At 73.7% G+C, this 23,877-nt stretch carries 19 protein-coding genes; 3 read left to right on the top strand and 16 right to left on the bottom strand.

The genetic code is table 11. The features are described 5' to 3' along the window. From ABQ292_RS09065 to prfB, 11 genes are all read right to left on the bottom strand, one after another. Positions 1-992: 2-keto-3-deoxygluconate permease (locus ABQ292_RS09065; RefSeq protein ID WP_369205436.1), on the bottom strand; the 992-nt coding region annotated here is incomplete at its 3' end. Positions 993-1,102: 110 nt separating this feature from the next. Further along, positions 1,103-2,155 (bottom strand): GNAT family N-acetyltransferase, encoded by a 1,053-nt coding sequence (locus ABQ292_RS09070; RefSeq protein ID WP_369205438.1) that lies wholly within the window; start codon positions 2,153-2,155, stop codon positions 1,103-1,105. 63 nt (positions 2,156-2,218) lie between these two features. Then, the gene (locus ABQ292_RS09075) at positions 2,219-3,061 is read right to left on the bottom strand and encodes an alpha/beta fold hydrolase (protein WP_369205440.1); all 843 of its coding nucleotides are present in this window, start codon (positions 3,059-3,061) and stop codon (positions 2,219-2,221) included. Between the two features lie 59 nt (positions 3,062-3,120). Then, positions 3,121-4,587 (bottom strand): FAD-dependent oxidoreductase, encoded by a 1,467-nt coding sequence (locus ABQ292_RS09080; RefSeq protein WP_369205442.1) that lies wholly within the window; start codon positions 4,585-4,587, stop codon positions 3,121-3,123. 273 nt (positions 4,588-4,860) lie between these two features. Then, positions 4,861-5,751, bottom strand: coding sequence for an amidohydrolase family protein (locus tag ABQ292_RS09085; protein WP_369205444.1), 891 nt, complete (start codon positions 5,749-5,751; stop codon positions 4,861-4,863). Then, positions 5,748-6,671, bottom strand: a complete 924-nt coding sequence (locus tag ABQ292_RS09090) for an NADP-dependent oxidoreductase (RefSeq protein ID WP_369205446.1) — start codon at positions 6,669-6,671, stop codon at positions 5,748-5,750. Before ABQ292_RS09090 ends, ABQ292_RS09085 begins: the two co-directional genes overlap by 4 nt. Then, positions 6,671-7,147, bottom strand: a complete 477-nt coding sequence (smpB, locus tag ABQ292_RS09095) for an SsrA-binding protein SmpB (RefSeq protein ID WP_369205448.1) — start codon at positions 7,145-7,147, stop codon at positions 6,671-6,673. Before smpB ends, ABQ292_RS09090 begins: the two co-directional genes overlap by 1 nt. Before the next feature lie 20 nt (positions 7,148-7,167). Beyond that, positions 7,168-8,193, bottom strand: coding sequence for an acyl-CoA dehydrogenase family protein (locus tag ABQ292_RS09100; RefSeq protein WP_369205450.1), 1,026 nt, complete (start codon positions 8,191-8,193; stop codon positions 7,168-7,170). Between the two features lie 106 nt (positions 8,194-8,299). Beyond that, on the bottom strand, positions 8,300-9,184 hold the full coding sequence (gene ftsX / locus ABQ292_RS09105; protein WP_369205452.1) for a permease-like cell division protein FtsX: 885 nt from the start codon (positions 9,182-9,184) through the stop codon (positions 8,300-8,302). Between the two features lie 44 nt (positions 9,185-9,228). Then, on the bottom strand, positions 9,229-9,918 hold the full coding sequence (gene ftsE, locus ABQ292_RS09110; RefSeq protein ID WP_369205454.1) for a cell division ATP-binding protein FtsE: 690 nt from the start codon (positions 9,916-9,918) through the stop codon (positions 9,229-9,231). A gap of 156 nt (positions 9,919-10,074) precedes the next feature. Continuing rightward, positions 10,075-11,190 carry a peptide chain release factor 2 gene (gene prfB / locus ABQ292_RS09115; RefSeq protein ID WP_369205456.1) on the bottom strand — a complete coding sequence of 372 codons (1,116 nt, stop codon included), beginning with the start codon at positions 11,188-11,190 and terminating at the stop codon, positions 10,075-10,077. Positions 11,191-11,822: 632 nt separating this feature from the next. Here prfB and ABQ292_RS09120 point away from each other — a divergent pair. Further along, a complete protein-coding gene (locus tag ABQ292_RS09120; RefSeq protein WP_369205458.1) occupies positions 11,823-13,544 on the top strand; it encodes a polysaccharide deacetylase family protein in 1,722 nt (573 codons plus the stop codon). Between the two features lie 83 nt (positions 13,545-13,627). After that, positions 13,628-14,812 (top strand): glycoside hydrolase family 5 protein, encoded by a 1,185-nt coding sequence (locus ABQ292_RS09125; RefSeq protein WP_369205460.1) that lies wholly within the window; start codon positions 13,628-13,630, stop codon positions 14,810-14,812. Between the two features lie 88 nt (positions 14,813-14,900). Here the strand turns inward: ABQ292_RS09125 and ABQ292_RS09130 are convergent, their stop codons facing one another. Next, positions 14,901-15,722 carry a metallophosphoesterase family protein gene (locus tag ABQ292_RS09130; protein WP_369205462.1) on the bottom strand — a complete coding sequence of 274 codons (822 nt, stop codon included), beginning with the start codon at positions 15,720-15,722 and terminating at the stop codon, positions 14,901-14,903. Further along, positions 15,722-18,433 (bottom strand): ATP-grasp domain-containing protein, encoded by a 2,712-nt coding sequence (locus tag ABQ292_RS09135; RefSeq protein WP_369205464.1) that lies wholly within the window; start codon positions 18,431-18,433, stop codon positions 15,722-15,724. Before ABQ292_RS09135 ends, ABQ292_RS09130 begins: the two co-directional genes overlap by 1 nt. Positions 18,434-18,636: 203 nt before the next feature. Between ABQ292_RS09135 and ABQ292_RS09140 the strand changes: the two genes are divergently transcribed. Beyond that, a complete protein-coding gene (locus ABQ292_RS09140) occupies positions 18,637-19,704 on the top strand; it encodes a lipid II:glycine glycyltransferase FemX (RefSeq protein ID WP_369205466.1) in 1,068 nt (355 codons plus the stop codon). On the opposite strand, the gene ABQ292_RS09145 is transcribed toward ABQ292_RS09140, so the two are convergent. From ABQ292_RS09145 to ABQ292_RS09155, 3 genes are all read right to left on the bottom strand, one after another. Then, positions 19,637-20,881 (bottom strand): glycosyltransferase, encoded by a 1,245-nt coding sequence (locus tag ABQ292_RS09145; RefSeq protein WP_369205468.1) that lies wholly within the window; start codon positions 20,879-20,881, stop codon positions 19,637-19,639. The genes ABQ292_RS09140 and ABQ292_RS09145 overlap by 68 nt on opposite strands. Before the next feature lie 98 nt (positions 20,882-20,979). Then, on the bottom strand, positions 20,980-22,446 hold the full coding sequence (locus ABQ292_RS09150; RefSeq protein ID WP_369205470.1) for a tyrosine-protein kinase domain-containing protein: 1,467 nt from the start codon (positions 22,444-22,446) through the stop codon (positions 20,980-20,982). 42 nt (positions 22,447-22,488) lie between these two features. Further along, entirely contained in the window at positions 22,489-23,838 is a 1,350-nt protein-coding gene (locus tag ABQ292_RS09155) for a hypothetical protein (protein ID WP_369205472.1), read from the bottom strand. Between the last annotated feature and the right edge of the window lie 39 nt (positions 23,839-23,877).

Raw genomic sequence — 23,877 nt, forward strand, 5'->3', positions numbered from 1 at the left:
GCGTCCTCGCTGGTCAGGCCGCCGGCGCGCTTGAGCACGAACGAGGCGACCAGCGGCGCCAGGATGGCGGTGACGAGGACCGAGGCCGCCACCTGCGCGGTCGCCGTCCCGGCGAACTCGGCGAAGCGCGGGTCGGCCGCCGCGACGACGCCCGGCGTGGCGATCGCGTTGCCCGCCGTCGTCGCCGCCGCGAAGCCGATGCCGGACTTCCGGCCACGGCGGAGCAGGAAGCGGTAGCCGACGTAGACCAGCGAGCCGGTGATCAGGACGACGGCGACACCCATGACCAGCCCGGTCAGGCCGCCGGTGACGACGGAGCCCAGGTCGATCCCGGTACCGAGGGCGAAGGCGAAGAACGGGATGACGATGTTCGGGACCGGACGCAGGACGTCGCGCCACTGGGAGTCCAGGTTCCCCACGAGCATGCCGAGGAGGAACGGCACCAGTGCCGCCACCAGGGCCAGCAGCGGGATGTCACCCAGCCCCGAGGCACCCAGGAACAGCAGGGTGAAGAACGGGCCGTCGTTGATCGCCGAGGCCAGGTAGGCACCGCGGTCCCGGGAGTCGCCGTACCGGCCGGTGAAGGCCAGCCACAGCCCGCCGTTGCTGTTGTCGAAGGCGGCCAGCAGGCCGAGGATCGACAGCCCCCAGAAGCCGTCGATGCCGACGACCAGGCCGAGCAGCACGATCAGGCCGGCCGGGACGAGGCTCTTCATCAGCAGGACGACGCCGGCGTGCGCCAGCACGGGTCCGCTGGTGCGGCCGGTCACCTGCGTGCCGGTCATGAAGATGAGCAGCGCGATGAGCGGCAGGGCGCTGTCCTGGAACAGGGCCGTGGTGAAGCTGCCGATCCCGAGCGCGTCGGGTGCGAACGTGCCGATGACCGACCCGAGGACCAGGGGGACGAGCATCAGTCCACCGGGGATCCGGTTCATCGTCGCGAACAGCGGGACGCGGGGCCGCTCGCCCTCGATCACGTCGGTCCTGCTCATGGGTCACTCCTCGGAGGACGCGCCGGTGCGCCCCGTCAGTACGGACAAGATGTACGTACTAAACCACGGAGGATGTGACCTGCTCCACCCTGGGCGCGTGCCCGGACGGGTCAGCCGAGCGGCGCGAGCGGGTACGCGTAGGCGACGTGGGTGCGCGCGGTGCGGAAGCCGACCCGTTCGTAGAGCCCGAAGGCGCCGGTGGTGTTCTCGGTGTCCACGTCGAGCGCGGCCCGGCCGCAGCCGGCCTCCGCCGCGGCGGCCAGCGCGGCGGCGATGGTCGCCGTCGCCACGCCCCTCCCCCGCGCCGAGGGCAGCACGCCGATCTGGCCGAGGTGCGCGGTGGCGACGCCGGTGGCACGGGTGTCGGCCTCGTAGACGTAGGCCAGCACGTAACCGACGACGGCGCCGTCGGCCAGGGCGAGGACCGACAGGTCGGGCCGGAAGGCCCGCTGCCCGGTGAACCAGCTGCGCCAGGCCACCTCGTCGCGCTCGGTGGAGCCGTGGTGCTCGGTGAACGAGGCGTTGTGCGCGCGCCGCACCTCGTCGTCGCGGTCCCACGTGAACGGCGTCAGCTGCACGCCCGGCGCCGGCGTGGCCCGCGGCAGGTCGGTGAGCGGGCGCTCCATCGTGGCGTACAGCCGCTCGCGCTCGAAGCCGGCGCGCTGCAGCAGCCGCTCGAGCGAGGTCATCGCCGGCCAGGCGGCGGCGACCAGCCGGCCGGGCACGGCCGGTGCCAGCTCGGCGTGCTGCTCGGCGCCGCGGCGCAGCTGCCAGGCCACCAGGGCCCGGCCGATCCCGCGGCCGCGCCAGTCGGGGTGCACCCGGCCCTCCGACCAGATGCGCAGCGCGTCGCGGACGCCGCGCGGGACGATCGACGTCGCCCACGCCACCACCCGGCCGTCGGCGTCGACCACCGCCACGCCGTCGCGGCGGTGGCCCGGCTGCAGGGTCCCGCCGCGAGCCTGCGCGTGGCGGGGGGCGGGCGGCTCCTCCTCCGGCTCGCGGCCCCACCACTCGATCAGGTCGGCGGCGTCCTCGTGCTCGCCGGTGTCGTCCACGGTCTCGGCGGCCGCGAGCAGCTCGGCGGCGGCGTCCGCGTCGGCGAGGGTGAGCGGCCGGGCGGTGAGGCCGTCCGGGAGACCGGTGACGTCAGCGGCGGACACGGACCGCAGGGTAGGGACACCGGGCCCGCGGGGCGATCGAGTTCACGGACCGGGCCCGCGTCGTCAGCCGGGGCCGTCAGCGGGGCCGGCGACCGCGGTGCGGCCCGCGCTGGTCACCCGCTCGAGGAACGGGAGGACCACCGCCTCCAGGCCGACGGGGTCGTCGAGCATCGGCCAGTGCCCGCTGCCGTCGAGCACGACCACCTCCGCGCGCGGGAACGTCTCGCGCTGCCGCTCCGCGTAGGCCACCGGCAGGTAGGGGTCACGCCGCCCCCACACCGCCAGCACCGGCCGGTCGCTGCCCTCCAGCCGTCGGTGCAGGTCCTCGGCGACCGCGGCCATGTCGGTGGCCCGGTACAGCCGGAGGACGGCGCGCTGCGTGCCCGGGTCCCGGAAGCCCCGGCCCAGCCGCTCGACCGCCTCGTCCGGCAGGCCCGGCGGGCTGCCGCGCCGCAGCAGCCACCGCGGCGCCGGCAGGGAACTGGCGCGGAAGAAGGCCTCGCCGACGCCCGAGGTGCGCCAGATCCGCGCCAGGGAGTGCCAGCGGTAACCGCGGAGCACGCCGATGCCCACGAGCGTGGCGCTGGCGAAGCGGTCCGGGTGGTCGGCCGCCCACCACAGTCCCCACGGACCGCCGAAGTCGTGCAGCACCAGGTGCGCGCGGCGGATCCCGAGCCCGTCGAGCACGCCGGCGAGGTGCCGGGCGTAGCCGTCGACCGTGTAGACGAAGGAGTCGGGTTTGTCCGCGCCGCCGAACCCCGGCATGTCCGGGGCGACGGCCCGCGCGAAGGCACCGGTGCGGGCGACGAGGCGCCGCCAGTCCTCGGCCGGTCCCGGGTTGCCGTGCACGAAGACGACGGCCTCGTCGGCGTCGGCCGGGCCGGCGTGCAGGTAGGGCGAGCGCACGCCGGCAACGGTGACCGAGCCCTCGGTCACAGGCGCCAGTCGATCGGGTCGGGGCGGGGTCATGCCGGCTGCCTCTCTCCTCGGCGGCCGGAGGCCGCCTGGTCGGCCCGGCGCGGGGGTACCGGCGCGATCCCGGTCACCCGGGTCGGCCGGGTCCGGGCGGCCGCCGCGACCAGTCCCGGCCGGAACAGCGCCGTCGGCCGCTCGAGCATGCCGAAGGCGCGTACGTAGACGTCGGCCACCGCGGGGTCACGGGTCGACGCCGCCTCGATGCGGTCCAGGTAGTGGTGCTGCGCGCGCAGGACGCGGCCGGCCGTCATGCCGGTCGTCGTCGGGAAGCGCAGGTCCTCCCCGGTCGAGAACATCCAGGCGTCGGCGTTGCGCCGGGCCAGTGCCCGCTGGAAGCGGGCGCCCAACCCGTCGAGGTCCCCGGCCGGGCGCCGCCGGCTGCGCAGGCAGGCGTCGAGGGTCTCGGCCCCCACCGCGGCGGTGGTCATGCCCTGACCGTAGATGGGGTTGAACGCGCAGACGGCGTCACCGAGGACGACGAACCGCTCCGGCCACCGCCGCATCCGCTCGAAGTGCCACTGGCGGTTGGTCGTGCCACGGTGCCCGCGGATCTCGGACACCGGTTCGGCGTCGGCGACGGCCTCGGCGATGACCGGGGACCTCAGGCTGCGCACGAAGGCGGCGTGACCCTCCTCGTCGGTCGGCGGGTGCTGGCCGGCGGCCCCCATCAGCGCGACCATCCACTGGCCGTCCTCGATCGGGAACAGGAATCCCGTGCGCGGCATCGTCGGTGGCTGTGACATCAGCATCACGGCCTTCCAGTCCGCGGTGAAGCCGTCCGGGATCCGGTAGGTGCGGGTGGCGTAGGCGATGTCGGGGTCGACCCGCGTCGCCTCCGGCGCCGGGTAGCCGAGCTCGGCGAGCCAGGCCGGGGTCCGGGACCCGCGCCCGGACGCGTCCACGACCAGGTCCGCGTCGACGGAGAAGACGCCGTCGAGCCCACCGACCCGTCGGACGGTCACCCCGCGCACCACCCGGCCGTCACGGGAGGCGACCAGCGCGGTGGCCTCGTGCCCGTCGAGGAGCGTGATGCCGGGCAGGTCGAGCAGCCGCCGACGCACCGTCGCCTCGATCAGCGGCCGGCTGGCCGACAGCGCCGTCCAGCCGGGGGCGCGCCGGTCCAGCCACCCGGCCTTGGTGAGCGTCAGGAAGTCGCCGGGAACGCTGATGGGCACCGCCCCGGCCGCCTCCAGTTCCCGGCCGAAGCCGGGGAACAGGGCCTCGAGGACGTCCCGCCCGCGGGCGAGCAGGGCGTGCAGCTGCCGTCCCTGCGGTACGCCCTTGCGGTGCGCGCCACCGTCCCGGAGCCGGTCGCGCTCGACGATCGTCACCCGGTCGAAGTGCGCGGCGAGCACCCGGGCGGCCACCAGGCCGGCCATGCTGCCGCCCACCACCACGGCGTGGCGCCTGCCCGAGCCGATCGTCTCCCCGCTCGGCACGGTTGCTGCTGTCCTCATCGACGGTCCTCCGTGGGTCGGTCAGGAGGACGGGCCCGTCGCCCACGCCTCCTGGTCAGCGGAGGCCGGTGCGGCGCTCCCCTGCCCCGATCCGAGGGAGGGCGCCGGGCTCCTGATACACCCGGCGCGGGATCGGACCGGGTCCGGACCGGAGGGGACCCGGCCGGGTCACCGGGCGCCCAGCCGCACGAACAGGCAGACGGGGTGGCCGTCGGGGCCGGCGTGGACCCCCACGTCCTCGTGCGGCTCGGTGCGGCCGCCGGTGCGCCGACCTCAGCCCGCCACCCCGAACAGCCGGGCGCCGTTGGCCCACAGCACCGAGCGCAGCCAGTCGTCACCGAGGTCGAGCCGGGCCAGGGCCGCGAGCTGCTCGGCGTAGGGGTACGGGATCGACGGGAAGTCGCTGCCGAGCAGCACCTTCTCGCGCAGCGCGGCCAGCCGCGGCCGGTCGGCGGGGTCGAAGGGCATGAGCCGCTCGGTGAAGTCGGTGGCGAACATCGTGGTGTCCAGGTGCACCCGCTCGTACCGCTCGGCCAGGTCGAGGAAGGCGCGGTACTCCGGCATGCCGAGGTGGGCGATGACCAGCTGCAGCCGCGGGTGCCGCTCGAGCAGGCCGATCATCGGCTCGGGGCCGGTGTGCTCACCGCGCAGCGGACCCGACCCGCAGTGGATGACCACCGGCGTCCCGGTCTCCTCCAGCCGCGCCCACACCGGCTCGAGCAGCCGGTCGCGCGGGTCGAAGGCGCCCACCTGCACGTGCACCTTGAAGACCCGCACGCCGCGGTCGAGCGCCTCGGCGACGTAGTGCGGCGCCTCCGGCTCGGGGAAGAAGGTCGCCGAGGGCAGCACCTGCGGGTGCGCGGCGGCGAAGCCGGCCGACCAGTCGTTGAGCCAGGCGGCCATCCCGGCCCTGTGCGGGTAGGGCAGCGTCGGGAACGCGCGGACGCCGAGCCGCTCGAGGACGGCCAGCCGCTCGTCCTCCGGCAGCGGGTACTGCACCGGCCACGCCGCCCCGTAGTGCGTCTCCGCCGCCGCGAAGTAGGCCCAGACCTTGGCCTGCACCCGCTCGGGCAGGAAGTGCACGTGGACGTCGACCAGGCCCGGCAGCCCCAGCTCCCGCCAGAACCGCGGGACGTCGTCGTCGTCGACCGGCGGGGTGGTCACCGCAGCGTGAGGACGACCTTGCCGCGGACGTGACCCCCGGCGACCAGGTCCTGCGCCTCGGCGATCCGCTCCAGCGGGAACGCCCGGGCCACCGGGACCCGCAGCTGCCCGGCGTCGGCCATCCGGGCCAGCTCCTCGAGGTGCTCGTGCTCGGGCCGGACGAACACGTAGCGCCCGCCCGCCTCCTTCACCGACGGGTCGACGACGCTGGCGACGCGGGCGGGGTCGCGCACCTGCTTGGGCGCGTCGGCCAGCGTGTCACCGCCGACCAGGTCCAGGACGGCGTCGACCGGCTCGGACAGCTGGGCGCTGAGGGGGCCGGCGGAGTAGTCGAGCACCTCGGCGGCCCCGGCGTCGGTGAGGAAGCCGTGGTTGCGCGGGCTGGCGGTGCCGACGACGTGCGCGCCGAGCGCGACGGCGATCTGGACGGCGAAGAAACCGACGCCGCCGGCCGCGCGGTGCACGAGCACCCGGTCACCCTCGCCGACCTCGAGCGCCTCGGTCAGCGCCTGGTAGGCGGTCAGCCCGGCCAGCGGCACCCCGGCGGCCTCGGCGAACGACAGCGACGACGGCTTGTGCGCCAGGCAGCGCTGGGGCGCGGGCACGAGCTCGGCCGCCGTCCCCCACTGGACGTCGTCGCGGCGGACGTAGCCGTACACCTCGTCGCCGGCGGCGAAGCCGGTGACCGCCGGGCCGGCCGCCTCGACCACCCCCGAGACGTCCCAGCCGGGCACGATCGGGAAGTGGTGCGGGAAGGCGCCGGCCAGCCCGCCGTGCCGGATCAGCAGGTCCACCGGGTTGACCGCACTGGCGTGCACCCGCACCAGCACGGTGTCGGGACCGACCGGCGGGTCGGGCAAGTCGTCGCGCAGGGTCAGGACCTCGGGGCCGCCGAACTCGTCGTAGGCGACTGCGCGCACTACCGCCGTCCCTTCACGTAGCGGCCGAAGGCCTTCTGGATCTCCCGGCGCGAGTCCCGCTCGGCGAGGTCGTGCCGCTTGTCGTAGGACTTCTTGCCCTTGGCCAGCGCGAGCGTGGCCTTGACCTTGCCGTCCTTGAAGTACATGTCCAGCGGCACGAGCGTCAGGCCGCCCTCGCGGGTCTTGCCGATCAGCTTGTCGATCTCCTCGCGGTGCATGAGCACCTTGCGCTTGCGGCGCGGGGCGTGGTTGGTCCAGGTGCCCTGCGTGTACTCCGGGATGTGCACGTGCTGCAACCACACCTCGCCGCCGTCGACGGTGGCGAAGCCGTCGACCAGCGAGGCGCGCCCGGCGCGCAGGCTCTTCACCTCGGTGCCGGTGAGCACCAGGCCGACCTCGTAGGTGTCGAGGATCGAGTAGTCGTGCCGCGCCTTCTTGTTCTGGGCGATGAGCTTGCGCCCGGTCTCTCGCGGCATGCCGCCAGGTTACTGCCGGGTCAGGACGCCGCGACCTCGCGCCGGAGCTGGGCGTAGGTGGGCGCCTGCACCGGGAGGAACGCCGCCTCGCGGACCCGGCGGGCGGTGGCGGTGCCGGCGCGGTACCCGCCCGCACCGGTGACCGCCGTCTCCAGCCGGACGGCGTCCGCGGCGACCTCCAGGCCGGCCAGGCGCAGCCGGGCCAGGCCCCCGGGGCCGACCCCCACCCGGTCGGCCGCGAGGTCGTCCATCCGGCGGGCGACGTCGTCGCGGGCCCCGGCCACGTCGTCGTACTCGCTGCGCAGGACGCCGGCGACGTGCCGCGCGGAGGCGGCCAGGGCGGCGTCGGCCAGCCCCACCGCGAGCGAGGTCTGCAGGAGCAGCTTGGTCGGCCGGCACATCGCGACGAACGACGTGAGGTCCTCGCTGAGCACCTGCCCGGGCGCCACGAGGACGCCGTCGAGGTGCAGTCCGGCGGTGCCGGTGCCGTTGAGCCCGAGCAGCCGGTGCGGCTCGGTGGGCGTGACGCCGTCGTCGGTGCGCCGGAACCGGACCACCAGCCGGCCCTCGTCGGGCGCCCGCGCGGGCACGACGACGACCGCGTCGTCGAAGAGGTTGGACGCCCAGCCGACCGTCCCGGACAGCCGCCAGCCGTCGCCGTCCGGCTGCACGGAGACGGGCAGCTCGCCGCGGCCGGTGGGGTCGGCCACCGCCGGTGCCAGCGCGGTCGCACCGGTCACCTCCCCGGCCCGCAACTGCCGCACCAGGGTGGCCGCGGACTCCGGCGGCGGGCAGAAGCGCAGGTACTCCAGCACCATCCGCTGCGACCAGATCGAGAAGGCCGTGGCCAGGGAGACCGCCGCGACCTCGCGGACCAGCCGCACCGAGGACACCAGTGCCCTGGTCGGGTCGTCGCCCTCGGCGCCGAAGGCCCCGACGGCGCCCAGCCGGCGCAGTGCCGGCCGGACGTCGGCCCGCCCCACGTCCACGTCCTCCGCACCGGCCGCCGCGCGCTCCTGCACCCCGCCGACGTCCACCGTGCTCATGCCCCGCTCCCTACCCGCTCCCGGCCCCTGACGCGCAGGATCGCGCGGTCTCCGCACACCCGTGGCGGACGGGGACCCGCGCGATCGCGGCCGTGTGCTGCGGTGGCTAGAGCCGCACGTAGAGGCGCAGCGTCACGTAGGCGGCGACGGCGGCCAGGCCCACGCCGGCCGCGGCGATGATCGGGCTGATCGTGGCGATCGCGCCCCAGTCGACCGGCGGGATGATCCCGGCCTTGATCGGCCCGGCCAGTGTCTTGTCGACGAACAGCACCTTGGTGAGCACCAGCCCGCCGACGGCGAGCAGCGCGCCGATCAGGCCGGCCAGCGCGGCCTCGAGGATGAACGGCAGCTGGGTGTACCAGCGGGAGGCGCCGACCAGCCGCATGATGTTGGTCTCGTTGCGCCGGTTGAACGCGGCCAGCTGGATGGTGTTGGAGATCAGCAGCAGCGCCGCCAGCGCCTGCACCACCGCGACGGCGATCGTCGCGTTGCGGGCGCCGTTGAGCAGGCTGAACAGGCGGTCGAGGAAGTCGCCCTCGTCGCGCACCTGGTCGACGCCGTTCTGCCCGTTGGGGAACTCCGCCGCGACGACCGCGTAGCGCTCGGGGTTGACCAGCTCGACCCGGAAGCTCTCCGGCAGCGCGTCCGGCGGGGTGTTCTCGACCAGCTCGGGCTGCTGGGAGAACTGCTGCCGGAAGCGCTCGTAGGCCTCCTCCTTGGACTCGTAGAGGTAGCTGGCGACCTCCGGGGAGTCGGCCAGCTGCGTCTCGATCGCCGACCGCTGCTCGTCGGTGACGCCGTCGGCCAGGAAGATGGAGACCTGCACCTTGTCGTAGTAGATCTCCTTCATGTCGGAGATCATCCCGGCGATGAGCAGGCCGGTGCCCATGAGGCCGAGCGAGATGGCCGTGGTCAGGATCATCGCGACCGTCATGGTCAGGTTGCGACGCAGCCCGGTGGCCACCTCGGAGAGGACGAAGTTGACGCGCATGGGTTCCCTGTCGTGAGGTGCAGGTCGTAGAGGGGCGGCCGGGTCTAGCGGCCGACGCCGTAGACGCCGCGCGACTGGTCGCGGGTGATCTGGCCGCCGTTGAGCTCGATCACGCGGCGGCGCATGGAGTCGACGATGTGGTAGTCGTGCGTCGCCATGATCACCGTGGTGCCGGTGCGGTTGATCCGCTCCAGCAGCAGCATGATCCCCTCGCTGGTCTCCGGGTCGAGGTTGCCGGTGGGCTCGTCGGCGAGCAGGACCAGCGGCCGGTTGACGAACGCGCGGGCGATGGCGACCCGCTGCTGCTCTCCACCGGAGAGCTCGTGCGGCAGGCGGTTGGCCTTGCCGTCGAGGCCGACCATCTCCAGCACCTCGGGGACGACGCGCTTGATGGTGCGGTGCGGCTTGTTGATCACCTCGAGGGCGAAGGCGACGTTCTCGGCCACCGTCCGGTTGCGCAGCAGCCGGAAGTCCTGGAAGACGCAGCCCATCGAGCGGCGCAGCTTGGGCACCTGCCACTTGCTCATGCCGTTGAGGGTCTTGCCGTTGACGGTGACCGTGCCGCGCGTGGGGTCGTCCTCCTTGAGCAGCAGCCGCAGGAAGGTCGACTTGCCCGAGCCGGACGAGCCGATGAGGAAGACGAACTCGCCCTTGTCGATCTCGGTCGACACGTCATCGAGGGCCGGCCGGTTGCTGGCCGGGTACAGCTTGGTGACGTGTTGCAGTTCGATCACGAGGCGCCACGGTACCTGCCGCGGGCCTCAGGATGACCGGTTCGGCCCGGAACGCGCGGGCCGGTTCTCACCGGCGGTGATCGGCAGCCACTCCCACCCCAGGAGGCCGGCCACCGGCCGCACCCGGCCGGGTGGCGGGGCGGCGGCCCGCGGTCGTCAGCTCGCGGCGACGGAGTCCTGCTGGCGGCGCCAGCGGATGCCGGCCTCGATGAAGCCGTCGATGTCACCGTCGAGGACCGCGCCGGTGTTGCCGGTCTCCTGCTCGGTCCGCAGGTCCTTCACCATCTGGTACGGGTGCAGGACGTAGGAGCGCATCTGGTTGCCCCAGCTGCTGCCGCCCTCGCCCTTCAGCGCGTCCATCTCCGCGCGCTGCTCCTCCTGCCGCTTGGCCAGCAGGCGGGCCTGGAGCACGCGCATGGCGGCCGCCCGGTTCTGGATCTGGCTCTTCTCGTTCTGGCAGGAGACGACGATGCCGGTGGGCAGGTGGGTGATCCGGACGGCGGAGTCGGTGGTGTTCACGCTCTGCCCGCCCGGGCCGCTGGACCGGAAGACGTCGATGCGGATCTCGTTCTCCGGGATGTCGACGTGGTCGGTCTGCTCGACGACCGGCAGGACCTCGACCCCGGCGAAGGACGTCTGCCGGCGCCCCTGGTTGTCGAACGGCGAGATGCGCACCAGCCGGTGGGTGCCCTGCTCGACCGAGAGCGTGCCGTAGGCGTAGGGCTGCTTGACCGCGAAGGTCGCCGACTTGATGCCGGCCTCCTCGGCGTAGGAGATGTCGTAGACCTCGACGGGGTAGCGGTGCCGCTCGGCATAGCGCAGGTACATCCGCATGAGCATCTCGGCGAAGTCGGCGGCGTCGACGCCGCCGGCCTCCGACCGGATGGTCACCAGCGCCTCGCGGGAGTCGTACTCACCGTTGAGGAGGGTGCGGACCTCGAGCTCGTCGATCGCCTTGCGCAGGCTCTCCAGCTCCCGCTCGGCCTCGGCGGTGACCGCCGCGTCGTCCTCCTCGGCGGCCATCTCGTGCAGCAGCCCGACGTCGTCGAGCCGGCTGCGCAGCTCCTCCACCCGCCGCAGGTCGCCCTGCAGGTAGGACAGCTTGGAGGTGAGGGCCTGGGCGGCCTCGACGTCGTTCCAGAGGTCGGGCGCGGCGGCCTGCTGCTCGAGCTCGGCCACCTCGCGACGGAGGCGGTCCACGTCGAGGACGGCCTCGATGGACTTCAGGGTCGTGTCGAGCTCGTCCAGGACGACGGCGAAGTCTGCGGCCACGTCGATCCAGGGTAGTGCGCTGCGGCCCGGTGCCGGGCGGCGCGGTCGGCGGCCGTCACCGGCCGGGTGGTGGTCACGGTGACGAGAGCGGCCCTGCTGCCGGTGATCCCCATCCCGTTCCCGTGAGAGGTCGTCGTCGCGGTGACCAGTGCGCCGCCCCCCGTCACCAGCGGTGGGCGACGAGCCCTCGGGAGGGGTGGACACGGGTGCGCCTCCGTGCGTGCGTCACGGCTCCTGCTGACGTGTGGGCCGCCTCGTCCTCTGTCGCCCCGCCCGTCCCTCCCGGCGCCTCCCCGGGCCGGGACACCGGGTGGATCCCGTCTCCCGCGCTCAGAGGCTGTTCGCCCCTGAAGAGGCCCGATACTGTGACCCACGGCACAGACACGTCACCGACCAGCCGGAGCGGGGGCGCCGAGGTCCCCGCGCCGGCCGTGCCGGCTCGGAGACCGAGGCGTCCGGTCGGCCACCGCCCGGACAGGCCACCCCGGACGCTCACGCGGCTGCAGCTGTCCGGAAGTCCGCAGGGGGACAGCGCCATGAGCGTTCTCGGGCGAGCCGGCCGGACAGCGGCGGCGAAGCTCCGCCGCGCGTCCGCTCCTACACCGCGCACCGGGCTCCGTGCAGCGCGGGGCGTGCCCACGCGGGTGCTGTGGACCGCGCTGCTCGTCGTCGGCCTGGTCGCCGCCTCCTCGGTGTGGTTCCTGACCCGGCCGAGCGGGTCCGACACGGCCGGTCCGGTCGCCACTGACTCCCCGGCCCAGGCCGGCGCAACCGAGCCCGGGGGTGGGGCGGCAGCGGGAACCGTGGTCTCCCTGACCTTCAACTTCGGCACGGTGAGCCAGTACGACCACGCCCGCCCCCTGCTGCGCCGACACGGCGTGCACGGCACCTTCTACGTCACTCCGGATCGCCTGGATGCCGGCGAGGGGTGCTGCATGAGCTGGCAACAGGCCAGGCAGCTCTACAGGGAGGGTGACGAGATCGGCAGCTTCTCCGCCGACGGTGTCGACCTCACCGTCCCCTGGTCGGCAGACCCTTCCGAGGACTACGCCCGCAAGGAGGAGGAGGTGTGCGCAGCCCACGAGCGGCTCGTCCGGCTGGGCCTCGACCCGCAGAGCTTCGCCTATCCGGCCGGGGCGCACACCTATGACTTCCCGACCCTCGATCGCTCCCTGTCCGACCTCGTGGCCTCGTGCGGATACACGTCCGGTCGCATCATCGGGGGCCTGTCCACGGATGCCGCCGTCTCCCCGGTCTCCTCGGTGGCGCTCCCCCCGAGCGACCCGTACGCCCTGCCGACTCCCGCAGAGACCAGCACGGCACCCGTCACCCTCGCCGACCTCCAGCAGGCGGTGGTGGCCGGCTCGGGTGCTGCCGGCCACCTGGTGCCCCTGGTCTTCGGCGAGGTCTGCCACGCCGGGGCCCCGTCGTACGCCGCCTGCATGGCGACGAGGCGGCCCGTCGAGGACACGGTGCTCTCGGACTTCCTGAGCTGGCTGGCCGCCTCCGGACAGCCGGGCGGAGCTCCGGCGGGCACCACCGTGCAGACGGTGCGGGAGGTGATGGGAGCACAGCCGCCGCCTCCTCTCCCTCCACCCGCCACGATCGTGTCGTTCACGTTCGACGACGGCGATCTCACCCAGGACCTGGCCGGGCGCATCCTCCGTGACCACGGGATGCAGGGGACCTTCTACATCAACACCGGGCGCACCGACGCCGAGGACCCGTACCACATGTCGTGGGATCAGGTCCTCCGCCTGCACCGGGACGGCAACGACATCGGCGGCCACACCGCCAGTCACATCAACCTGACCGACCCGGCGATCCCGGACCCGGTCAAGCGCGACGAGGTCTGCCGGGACCACGTGCGCCTGCAGCAGATGGGGCTCGACCCGCAGAGCTTCGCCTACCCGTACGGAGGCCTGGACGAGGCGGCGCAGGCGCTCGTGCAGTCCTGCGGCTATGCGTCAGGCAGGTCGGCCGGCAGCGTCTCACCCGACGGCCCGGTGTTCGCGGAGACGGTTCCGCCGCTGAACCCCTTCGCCACCATGGCGCTCGACGGCCCCGGCGGCGCCGCGGTCGAGGACCCCTCCACCACCGCCCCCGCCATCCCGTTGACCCTCGACTACCTCCAACGGGCAGTCGTCTCGGCCTCGGACAACGGCGGCGGGTGGGTCCAGGTGGTCCTCCACCACGTCTGCGTGTCCGACGCCCCGGATCTCGCCACCTGCATGGCCAGTGAGGCGCCCATCGAGGCGAGCACCTTCTCGGCCTTCCTGGACTGGCTCCAGCACGACGCCCCCGACGGGACGACGGTGCGGACGGTCCGGGAGGTCATGGAGGACACGGCATGAGCCGGTCCGGCCCGCGTCGGCCGTGGACTCTCGTCCGGGGACGCGGAGGGGGTCCCGCCCTGTCGTCCCGGGCACGCTGGGCCGTGGGCGTCTCGGCACTCGCCGTCGCCGTGGCCCTGCTGGCCGTGCTGGCGCTGACCGTCGTCGACGGTCCTGTGTCCGACGGGTCCCCGGACGCAGGCACCGGTGGCAGCACGCGGAGCCCTGTCACCGCGCTGAGCGTGCAGGGGAACCAGATCGTCGACCAGGACGGCGTCCCGATCCGGCTGTTGGGCTTCAACTCCTCCGGCACGGAGTACGCCTGCATCGAGGACTGGGGCATCTTCGAAGGACCCGACGCGCAGCGCACCCGGATGCTCGCCTCGACGGTGGACCGGATGGCCGCCTGGACCGGTGCCAACACGGTGCGCATCCCGCTCAACGAGCAGTGCTGGCTCGGCCTGGGCGTGAGCCGGGAGTACGGAGGAGCCAGCTACCAGGAGGCGATCCGCGACTACGTGCAGCTGCTGCGGGACCGCGGCTTCGTCGTGGTCCTGGACCTGCACCGCTCAGCCCCCGGCGCGGCCCTCTCGCTCAACCAGGAACAGATGCCGGACCGGGACCACAGCCTCGACTTCTGGCGTGAGGTCGCGACGGTCTACAAGGACGACACGGGCGTGGTGTTCGACGCCTTCAACGAGCCCTGGCCGTTCGGGGAGCCGGACAGCACCCGCGCCTGGCAGTGCTGGCGCGACGGTGGCTGCGAGCTCCCCTCGCAGAACGGTGGGCAGCCCTACGTCGCCGCCGGCATGAACGAGCTCATCGCGACGATCCGTTCGACCGGCGCGCCGAACGTGATCGCGGTGGGGGGCATCCACTGGGCCGAGATGCTGAACAGGTGGCTGGAGTACCGGCCCGCCGACCCGCTGGACAACCTCATCGCCTCCTTCCACAACTACTCGTACAACCGCTACTGCAAGGACGCGGAGTGCTACGACACCGTGCTGGCGGAGGTCGCGGCGGAGGTACCGCTCTACGCTGGAGAGGTCGGACCCGACACCGGGGACCAGGTGCTCGAGGTGGGCGAGGAGTGCCCGGCGTCGTCCGTCCGTGAGGCCGGCTTCTCCGAGCGGGTCCTGGACTGGCTCGATGCCCACGATGCGAGTTACACACCCTGGGCCTGGAACGCGTGGGACGACTGCTACGCGCTCATCTCCAGCTACCGCGGCACGCCCACACGGATCTGGGGCGAGGAAGTGCGGGCGAGGCTGGCGCGCAACGCCCAGTGAGGCAGGCAGCCGGGCATCCCCGTCTCCGCCCGCTCGCTGTGCCGCGCCGGTTGCGTCACCGAGTCGCAGCTGGTGTGCCGGCCGGTGTTCAGTGGTCGGCACGGCCGCCCTGGCGAGGGTCCCTGCCCGGGGCTCGGCGGCGGGCGACCATCCGGGCGCCCAGCCGGAGCAACCGCCGGTGCACCCGTGGCGGTGCGTGCAAGCACCGGTCCGGCAGCTGCAGTCGGCGCAGCGCCTCACGGCTGGCTTCGACGTCGTAGTCGATCCGGAGGTACTCGACGGCTCCGGAACTGCTGTCGTACACGGCACAGCGGCTCGTGGGCCGGCGCTCCCGTTGCCGGGACTGACCGACGCTGCCGGGATTGAGCAGGCGTGGGCGGTCCTGCGGCAGGTACACCGTGCCGTGCGCCGGGCGCGATCCCGTTCCGGCGACGAGGCACCACTGTCGGTGGGTGTGTCCGAGCACGAGGGTGTCCGCTCCGGGCGACTCCTCCGGTAGCCGGGAGAGGAGCTCCGTGGCGCGACGCTCGTCGCGGACGTACTCCTCGGGGCTGTCGAGCGATCCGTGGGTCACCAGCAGCGTGCCAACCCGGAGCCTCAGCGGCAGGCCGGCGAGGAAGGCGCGGCCGTCGGCCGAGAGCGACGAGCGGGTCAGCTCGGCAGTCCGCCGGGCCAGCTCCGGGAACCTCGTGGCCGGCAGCCGATCGAGGACGAAGAGGTCGTGGTTCCCGAGGACGCAGTGGGCGCCGACCTCCGCCAGTGCAGCGAGGCACTCATCGGGCTGCCCGCCGTAGCCGACCAGGTCACCGGCCACCACCAGCTGGTCGATCCCGCGACGCTCCAGCGACTCGAGGGCAGCCCGCAGGGCAGGGAGGTTGGCGTGCACGTCCGACAGCAGTCCGAAGCGCATCAGTCGTCCTCGACGGCCACGCGCGTCGGCCCCCTTCCCCTCGGGACGGGGTGGGGGATCGTGCGGGACAGCCACCGCACCGGGTCCCCGATGGACCTCGTGTCACACCGGGCCAGCCAACCGAGCCAGGCCGCGACACCCACTCCGTCCTGCCGGGCCGCCAGCCAGTCACGGTCCACCTTGCACCAGGTCACACCGGGCCTGGCCGACGACACGGGTGGACGAGGCAGGCCGACGAGGTCCGCCCAGACCACGGCGGGGATGTTGACCCCGGCGGCGGCGCCCACGTGGTGCCAGAGGTTGAACCGGGGGTTCACCTCCAGCAGCCAGAGTCGACCCTCGGGATCGCGCTTGAAGTCCAGCTTCGCGACACCGCGCAGCCCCAGGTCCCGCGTGAGGGCCCGGCCCAGGCGTGCGACGTCCGGTGCATCCGTCGTCACCAGTGCGGTGGAGTGGCCCAGCGACCGGGGATAGGTGCGTAGCTTCCGTCCGGTGAACTCGGCGGCCACGTCCCCGGTCGAGTCGACGTAGACGTGGTAGCTCTCGACGTGTGTCTCCGGCCCGGGCAGGTGCTGCTGGAGCAGGACGCGGGGATGGTGGGGGGCGAGTCTCTCCAGGAGGAGCCGCAGCTCGTCCGGCCGATTGACGACCACGGCCTTCCCCGGGGTGATGGAGCGCCAGTCCCGCTCCCGCCGGACCGGCTTGACGAGCACGGGGAACGTCGTGTCCACGGCCTCCGGCACGACCGGGGAGAGGTCCAGGACCTGGGTGGGCGGCACCGGGAGGCCCAGCTGCTCGGCGAGGCGCTGGAAGGCCGCCTTGTCCGCCAGCTTCTCCACGAGATCGGCATCGGGGATGACGAACCGCAGTCCTTCCGCCAGCTCCGCACGGTGGCGCGAGACGAACAGCAGGTCGTCGTCCTCCTCGTAGTACAGGACGACGGGACCCGTCGCTCCACGGGCGTGCTGCAGCAGCGCCGAGACCAGCGCACCCTCGTTCCCCTCGGGACGGTTGATCCAACCCGACGTGGATCGTGAGAAGCGGACGACGGAGACGCGTGGGGACACGACGGTGACGGGCACTCCGGAGTCCCGCAGGGGCGCGGCGACGTCCTGGTCCCCGAGGAGGACCGCGTGGCCCCGCCCGTCGGACGGCACGGCGACTGGCCGTCCGCCGTTCGCCCGCGACCGGCCAACTGGCCCGGGGGGTCCGGGAACAGGTGCACCCGGTGTCGGGCCGGCGGGGACCCCTCGACGCGGCGGTGGCGCGGTGGCGCAGATGGTCGCCTCCGCCGCCGCCGGACCGGTCACCCGCCACCCGGCTCCGTCCCTCTCCAGGTGCGAGGCCGCCCGCCGCCGCCACCACGCCGCCACCTCGGCGGGCAGTGGTCGCCACACCCCGGGATCGGAAGCGAAGTGTGCCAGCAGCTGCCGGTAGGCCTCCGCCACGGGCCCGAGGTCGGTGTAGTCCGGGTGGGTGATGAGCAGCGCCATGCCACCGGCGGCCCGGATGCGCTCCGCCTTGTCGATCCACGCCTCCCCGTCGCGGGCACGGAGGATCACGAACAGGGTGTGGTCCTGGGGCAGCGTGATGGGCAGTTCGACGACCGGGCCGTTGAAGAACGGCCACCAGCTGCAGCACCCACCGGCCTGCGGTTCGAACGGGTCGGTGTCGGGCGAGGACGAGTCGTACTCGAACGGCAACGTGGACATCACGTCCCAGTTTCGGTGCGTCGCCGGGGAGCGGAAGCCCACGGCCTCCCACCTCTCCGCCCAGCGCCGCATCGCCGGCAGACGGGTCGGCAGTTCCCGGGGGTCCAGGTCGTGACCGTCGTGGTACAGCCCGTGGACGCCGACCTCCAGCCCGTCGTCCTGCAGGTCGCGGACCAGCGCGTCGTGGACGTCGTAGCGTCCCGGAACGAGGTTCCACGAGGCCCGGTGACCGGCCTCCCGGTCGATGGTGCGCAGCACCGGGATCCGACGTACTCCGGACTCGGTCTCCACGTCGTGGGTCAGCACCAGCGCCCAGGTCCGCCCGGCAGGCCAGGGAGCGATCCACGGGACCTGCTGCCCCGAGACCGAAGCGGCCCACTCGAGCACCAGCTGCAGGAACCCGTGCAGCGAGTCCTCCACCGGCCACCTGGGGAATGACCTGCGGCGCTGGATCCGGCTGGCGGCGCGCCGCAGCCTGATCTGCAGCGACCGGGGCAGCACCGGCCGGGTGGCGTAGTAGCCGGCCAGTGCCGCCGACCGCACCCTCCGTCTGACGCCGGCACCGGGCGCGTCGGCGTACCGCTCGCTCCAGAAGCGGGTCACCACCTCCCCCGGGTCGAACGGCAGCGCGACGTCGCCCTCCGACGAGCGCCAGACCGATCCCAGCAGTGTCCCGTCGTCGGCCCGGACCGCCTCGGCGCGGGCCCACGATCCCGTGGCGCCGGTCAGCGCGGCCGCGAGGAGGTCGTCGTCGAGCAGGCGCCCGTGCAGCAGCAGCCCGCCCAGCCGGAACCGCCGGGCCCGCAGGTCGGGCACCGGCCGACCGGTGTCGAAGTCGGGCCAGCTGAGCGCGGCTCGGCGAGTGCCCGCAGCGGCGGTCAGCCGGCCCCACGGCAGGCCTGGCCTCCCGGGACCGGTGCCGGTCCCGAGGTCCGGGTCGACCTGGTACGGGACACGGAGATGGTCGAACACCACGAAGGGCTGGCTGCTGGTGAACACGTCCGGGACCTCCTCGCTCGCGAGACGGGTGGGGACGAGCGCCGGCCGACGGGCCGCTCCGGCTCCGCGGCCGTGCCGGTCGTCCGGGAAGACGCCTCCTGTTCGCCGGCCCGGCGAGCCGGCGGGACGTACGGGGTGGAGGCGTCCGGCGACGGCTCCCGGACTCCTTGTGACCGTCTGCCGGTCCGTGGTGGGGTAGACCCGTGTCCGGCCCGGCCCAGGAGTTCGGATCGCCCGGTGCCGGGGAGCTCGTCGATGCCTGGGGCACCGAGTGGAGCAGGTTCGTGGCCGGCCACCCGGACGCCACGTGTTTCCACCAGCCCGCCTGGCTCGCCACCCTCTGCGGTGCCTACGGGTTCCGTGCACTCGTCGCGGTGCAGCGGGACACCGCCGGGACGTTGCTCGCGGGGCTCCCGCTCATCGAGGTCCGGCGCCCCACGGGGACGCGGCGGTGGTCCTGCCTGCCGTTCTCCGACGAGTGCGGACCGCTGGTCGCTCCCGGAGGGTCCGCAGCGGCGCTCCTGTCGCAGGTCGACGCGCTCCGCCGTGCCCGTGGTGTCGCCGAACTCGACGTCCGGACCGGTTGCGAGTTCCCCGGTGCCCGGAGCCGGCAGGTGGCCGTCACCCACGCGCTCGCCCTCACGTCCGCCGCCGGCGACGGAGGGCGCCTCCCACGGCCCCGCGGATCCGTGCGGCGCCACATCGCGACCGCCCGGCGTCTGGGCGTGCAGGTCCGCGCCGCCGAGGAGGTCGGCGAGGTGGTCGACACGTACTACCGGCTGCACGTCGAGACCCGCCGTCGCCAGGGTGTGCCGGCCCAGCCGCGCGGCTACTTCCGGGTCCTGTGGGACCGGGTGCTCGAACCGGGCGGCGGCTTCGTCCTGATCGCCCGTCACGGCGGCACCGCCGTGGCGGGCGCGGTCTACCTGATCGGTGGCCGCACGGTGACCTACAAGTACGGCGCCTCGGACTCCCGCGCCTGGTCGGTGCGCCCCAACCACGCCGTCATGGCGGAGGCCATCGCCTGGGCCACCGAGCGGCAGTACGCGACCTTCGACCTCGGCCGCACCGATCTGGACAACCCCGGCCTGGTGCAGTTCAAGGAGAGCTGGGGAGCGGAGACGCGCCCGCTCTGCTACACGTCCTCCTCCGGTCGGGTCGACTACCGGGCCGGGTCGGCGGCGCACGCCGTGCTCGCCTCCCTCATCCGGCGCTCACCCACGACCGTCTGCCGCGGGCTGGGCGAGCTGCTGTACCGGTACGCGGCCTGAGCGGACGCCGACCCCCGCGCATCCCGTCGGGGTGCAGCAAGCGGTCGAAGACGGCGAGGTAGGCGGGGGCCTGGTGGTCCCAGGCCAGGGTCTCCTCCACCCGACTGCGGCCGGCTGCTCCCATCCGGCGGCGCGCGACGGGATCGTCCAGCAGCCGGCTGATCCGGTCGGCGAAGCCCGCGACGTCACCGGGCGCGGCGTACAGGGCGGCCGCACGGGCGAGCAGGCGCGCCTCCAGGACGTCGAAGGCGACCAGCGGCAGGCCGAAGGACATGTACTCCATGACCTTCACCGGCGACACGGTGGGGTCGACACCGGGTTCGATCCCGACGTCCGCGGTCGCCAGGTAGGTGTACACGCCCTCGGAGGGCAGGAACCCGGGGAAGCTGACCCACTCCGCGACTCCGAGCTCGCGGGCCAGGTGCACGGCGTCAGCTCGAGCCTCGCCGTCACCGACGAACGCGAAGTGGCAGTCCGTGCGCCCTGTCTCGTGCACCAGGTGGGAGACCGCCCGTACCGCGAGATCCAGGCGGTCCTGAGGCCCCATCACCCCGGCCCAGCAGCACAGGTGCGCCCGGCCGTTCCTGAGCTCCGGGCGCGGTGTCCGGTTGGAGGTGGCGGCCAGCACCGGGCCGTTGCCCACGATGGTCACACGGTCGCCGGGCACCCCGCCCCGGGTGTGCGCCAGCCGCTCCAGGGTCCCGTTGACGGTGACCACGTGATCGGCGCTGCGGTACGTGGCGGCCTCCAACGCGAGCAGGATCCGGTGCACCGTCCCTCCTCCCGACCCGTAGCGGGTGGCGTAGAGCTCCGGGGACGGGTCGCGCTGGTCGTACACCGTGGGCTTGCCCAGCGCGCGGGCCAGGAGGCCGAGCGGGAAGTAGATGTCCGGTGGCCCGCACAGCTGCAGCACGTCGAACCCGGGCCGAACGGCGACGCGGAGGAAGGCCAGTGCCGCTCTCAGCCAGGAGTACCCGTACTCGCGCACGAAGCCGAACTTGCTCGTCGCGTCCCTGGGAGCGGCGTACTCGGCGACGTCGACCCCGGCCAGCGCCCGGTTGCCCGGGTCGCTGCGGCACACCACCGTCACGTCGTAGCCGGCGGCCACCAGCGCGCCGGTCTGCTTCCCGAGACGGCGGTCCCGGGCCAGCGGCAGGTTCTCGACGATGACGAGCACGCGCGGCCGGTCCCGCCGGGGGCGAGCCGGGCGCCACCTCACCGGCCCCCCGGGGACAGGACCCACGTCAGGCTGCCGCGTGCCCAGGACCATCGGTGCTACCCGGCGTTGGTGATGCGGTCATGCTGCTGTTCCTCTCCTCGTCGGGCGTCCTCGGCGCGGTGCTCGCCGCCGTGCAGGTCCTCTGCCGGGTCGGCGTGCCCGACAGCCGACCGCGCCGGTGCGCCGTTCCCTCGTCGGCGGGGCGGGCGGACCGGGCGGCGATCCCCTCGGGGACCGTCGTGGAGGACCAGGACCCCGCCGAGCAACGCCGCCCGGACGTCGTCCAGCTCGGTCAGCGCCGTCCCGAGGTCGTGGCGGCCGGTCCGGCCCGTGGCGACGACGATCACCAGCAGGTGGGCGTGTTCGGCGAGGACGCACGTCTCGGCCGCGCCGAGGACGGGTGGCGCGTGCAGGACCACGTGATCGACGTCGGCGGGGACCTGACTGAGCAGCTTCTCCACGGCCTCGTCGTCGAACAGCTCCCACGGACGGGGCACCGCCTCGGCGCCGGCCGGCAGCAGGCGCAGCCGGTCGACCCGGCTGTCGCGGACCGCCTCGGCCAAGCCGACCTCACCGGTGAGCACCACGCCGAGGCCGCCCTCAGCCGGGACGTCGAAGAGACCGGCCAGCCGTGGGGTCCTCAGGTCGCCCTCGACGAGCAGGACCTGCGCGCCGGCCTGCGCGAGGGCGACGGCGGTGTTCGCCGCCACCTGCGCGGCGCCGTCGTCCCGCGCAGCGCTGGTCACCAGGGTCACCGTGGTGGTCCGGTGCCGGCCGTGGGCCGCGCGACCGACCTTCCTGCGCAGTTGCCGATGCGCCTCGGCGGCCGGCGAATCGGGCTCGTCGAGGACGACGAGCCCCCCGCTGCCGTCGGCACCGAGGGCATCGGAGGAGCGGACGGTGGCCAGGACCGGCAGGTCGGTCTGCTCGATGAAGTCCCGCGGCCCGCGGACGGCATCGTCGAGACGGTCTCTGAGCAGCGCACTGCCCACCCCGAGCAGGAGCCCCAGCGCCAGGCCGGCGGCGCCGTTGAGCAGGTAGTTCGGCCCGGTGGCGGACCGGGGCAGGGTGGCGGCGCTGAGCATGGCCACCTGCGGGGCCCGGTAGGCGAGGTAGGCGTCGGCGATGGCCTGGGCACGACGCTGGGCGGTCTCGGCCGACGTGTCGGAGTAGCGGAGCACCAGGACGCTGCTGTCCGCCGGCACGGACGTGGTCAACCGCCGCTGGAGCTGCGCGGTGGACGTCCCGGATCCGCGAGCGGCCTCCGAGGTCACCACCGCGGAGGCGACCACCTGGCGTTCGGTCTCCATGTCCGGGGGCAGCGGTGTGCCGCCGGGTGTGAGGCCGGGGTTGACCAGCACCCGGGCCTCGGATCGGTACACGTGGTCGGAGAACTGCCAGGACAGCAGGCACGCACCGGCGACGGCCACGAGCGCGACCGCGAGGATCCAGCGCGCGTGCGCCTTGAGCAGCGAGCGGTGGCGCGGCGCCCTGAGCGGGGCCGGGTACGTCGGGACGTTCACCATCAGCTCCTCACACCTCTCCGTCCGAGGTCGTCGGCCGGGTCACCATCGGCCCCCGTCGATGTGGCTGCGGTCCTCGCGGTCCTCCGCCGGTCGGCCGGGACGACGTCGCGCGGCTCCGGCCGTGAGGGCGATCAACGCGAACAACGCATCTGCCGACCCCCGGTAGGTCACGTGGGGGTCGAAGGCCATCAGGACCGCGACGATCACGATGCCGACGAGGGTCGCGGCGCCGGCGGCGCCGATCGCGTCCTGGCGGTCCCGGGCGACGGCCCAGCCGCGTCGGGCGACCGCCCAGGTGAGGAACAGGAAGCTCGCTAGCAGGGGGACGCCGCCTCCCCACAGCAGCCAGGTGTACCCGCTCTCGATCCACACCCACCCGGTCGCCTGGCTCGCCACGGGCACGCGCGCGCTCGGCCGGACACCCAGCAGGAAGTTGGACGGCGAGGCCAGCTCCGGCCAGAAGTACGTCTGGAGGTTGTGCAGGCGGCCCACCCAGCTGACCGGCATACCGGAGGCGTGGGAGAAACCCTCGAGGCGCTCGGCGATCACCGGCCACACAGCCACGGCCCCGGCCGTCCCGAGCAGCCCGAAGAAGCCCAGCAACGCCAGCGAGCCGGTGACCAGGGCCAGGGTCCCGATGCCGAGCACCAGGCCGATGGCGCTGGAGAACTCACCGGCCGCCAGGGTGGCGACGACGAACAACGCCACGACGGTGCCGTAGAGGACGGTGAACCGCCGCACGCGGAGCCACAGTGCCGTGGCCACCGCCAGGTTCATGATCATCAAGTCTGCGGTCGCGGCCGGCAGGGACAGCGTCGACCCGCCGCGCGGCACGGTGATGATCGCCGCCGCGTCACCGAACTGGGCGTAGTACTGCGCCAGGAAGCCGCGGACACCGAGCAGGTCCAGGCCCTGCAGGATGCCGACGATCGCGACGAGCGACGCGGCGGCCACTGACACGAGCAGGCAGGTGCGGACCTCGCGCTCGCTGCGGACGGCGGACCTGACGATGAGGTACACGCCGGCGAGCTTCCACAGCACCAGGCTGTAGAAGAGGTCGTCCGTGGTGATGCTCTGACCGCGGACGGCCATCGTCGTCAGCGGCGTGACCGAGTTCGTGACGGCCAGGAGCAGGATGGCCGCCTCGACGGCATCGGGCCGTCCGAGCGGCACCTGTCCGGCTCGCAGCCCGACGAGCCACCGGACGGCGAGGGTGGCGCCGAGGACGAGCTCGAGGGCCTCGTTGGGCCGCAGCACGGGGATCGCGACACCCCGGTCGATGCCGGCGACGAGTGGTGTCACGCCGATGAGCAGGTAGGCCGCCGTCACCGGGCGCGCCCAGACCAGGGCCGCCAGCCCGGCCAGCAGACCGGCCGCGAGCGCCGCCACCGGCTGGTACGCCGCGACTGCGGCTGCACCACCGGCCGC

Source organism: Geodermatophilus maliterrae, assembly GCF_041018925.1.
Taxonomy (GTDB): Bacteria; Actinomycetota; Actinomycetes; order Mycobacteriales; family Geodermatophilaceae; genus Geodermatophilus; species Geodermatophilus maliterrae.

What these genes read in the sequence shown, in the direction of transcription:
- ABQ292_RS09080 (WP_369205442.1), bottom strand. Translation starts at nt 4,587, where the DNA reads ATGAGGACAGCAGCAACCGTGCCGAGCGGGGAGACGATCGGCTCGGGC.
- smpB (WP_369205448.1), bottom strand. Translation starts at nt 7,147, where the DNA reads ATGCCGCGAGAGACCGGGCGCAAGCTCATCGCCCAGAACAAGAAGGCG.
- ABQ292_RS09100 (WP_369205450.1), bottom strand. Translation starts at nt 8,193, where the DNA reads ATGAGCACGGTGGACGTCGGCGGGGTGCAGGAGCGCGCGGCGGCCGGT.
- ftsX (WP_369205452.1), bottom strand. Translation starts at nt 9,184, where the DNA reads ATGCGCGTCAACTTCGTCCTCTCCGAGGTGGCCACCGGGCTGCGTCGC.
- ABQ292_RS09130 (WP_369205462.1), bottom strand. Translation starts at nt 15,722, where the DNA reads ATGCGCTTCGGACTGCTGTCGGACGTGCACGCCAACCTCCCTGCCCTG.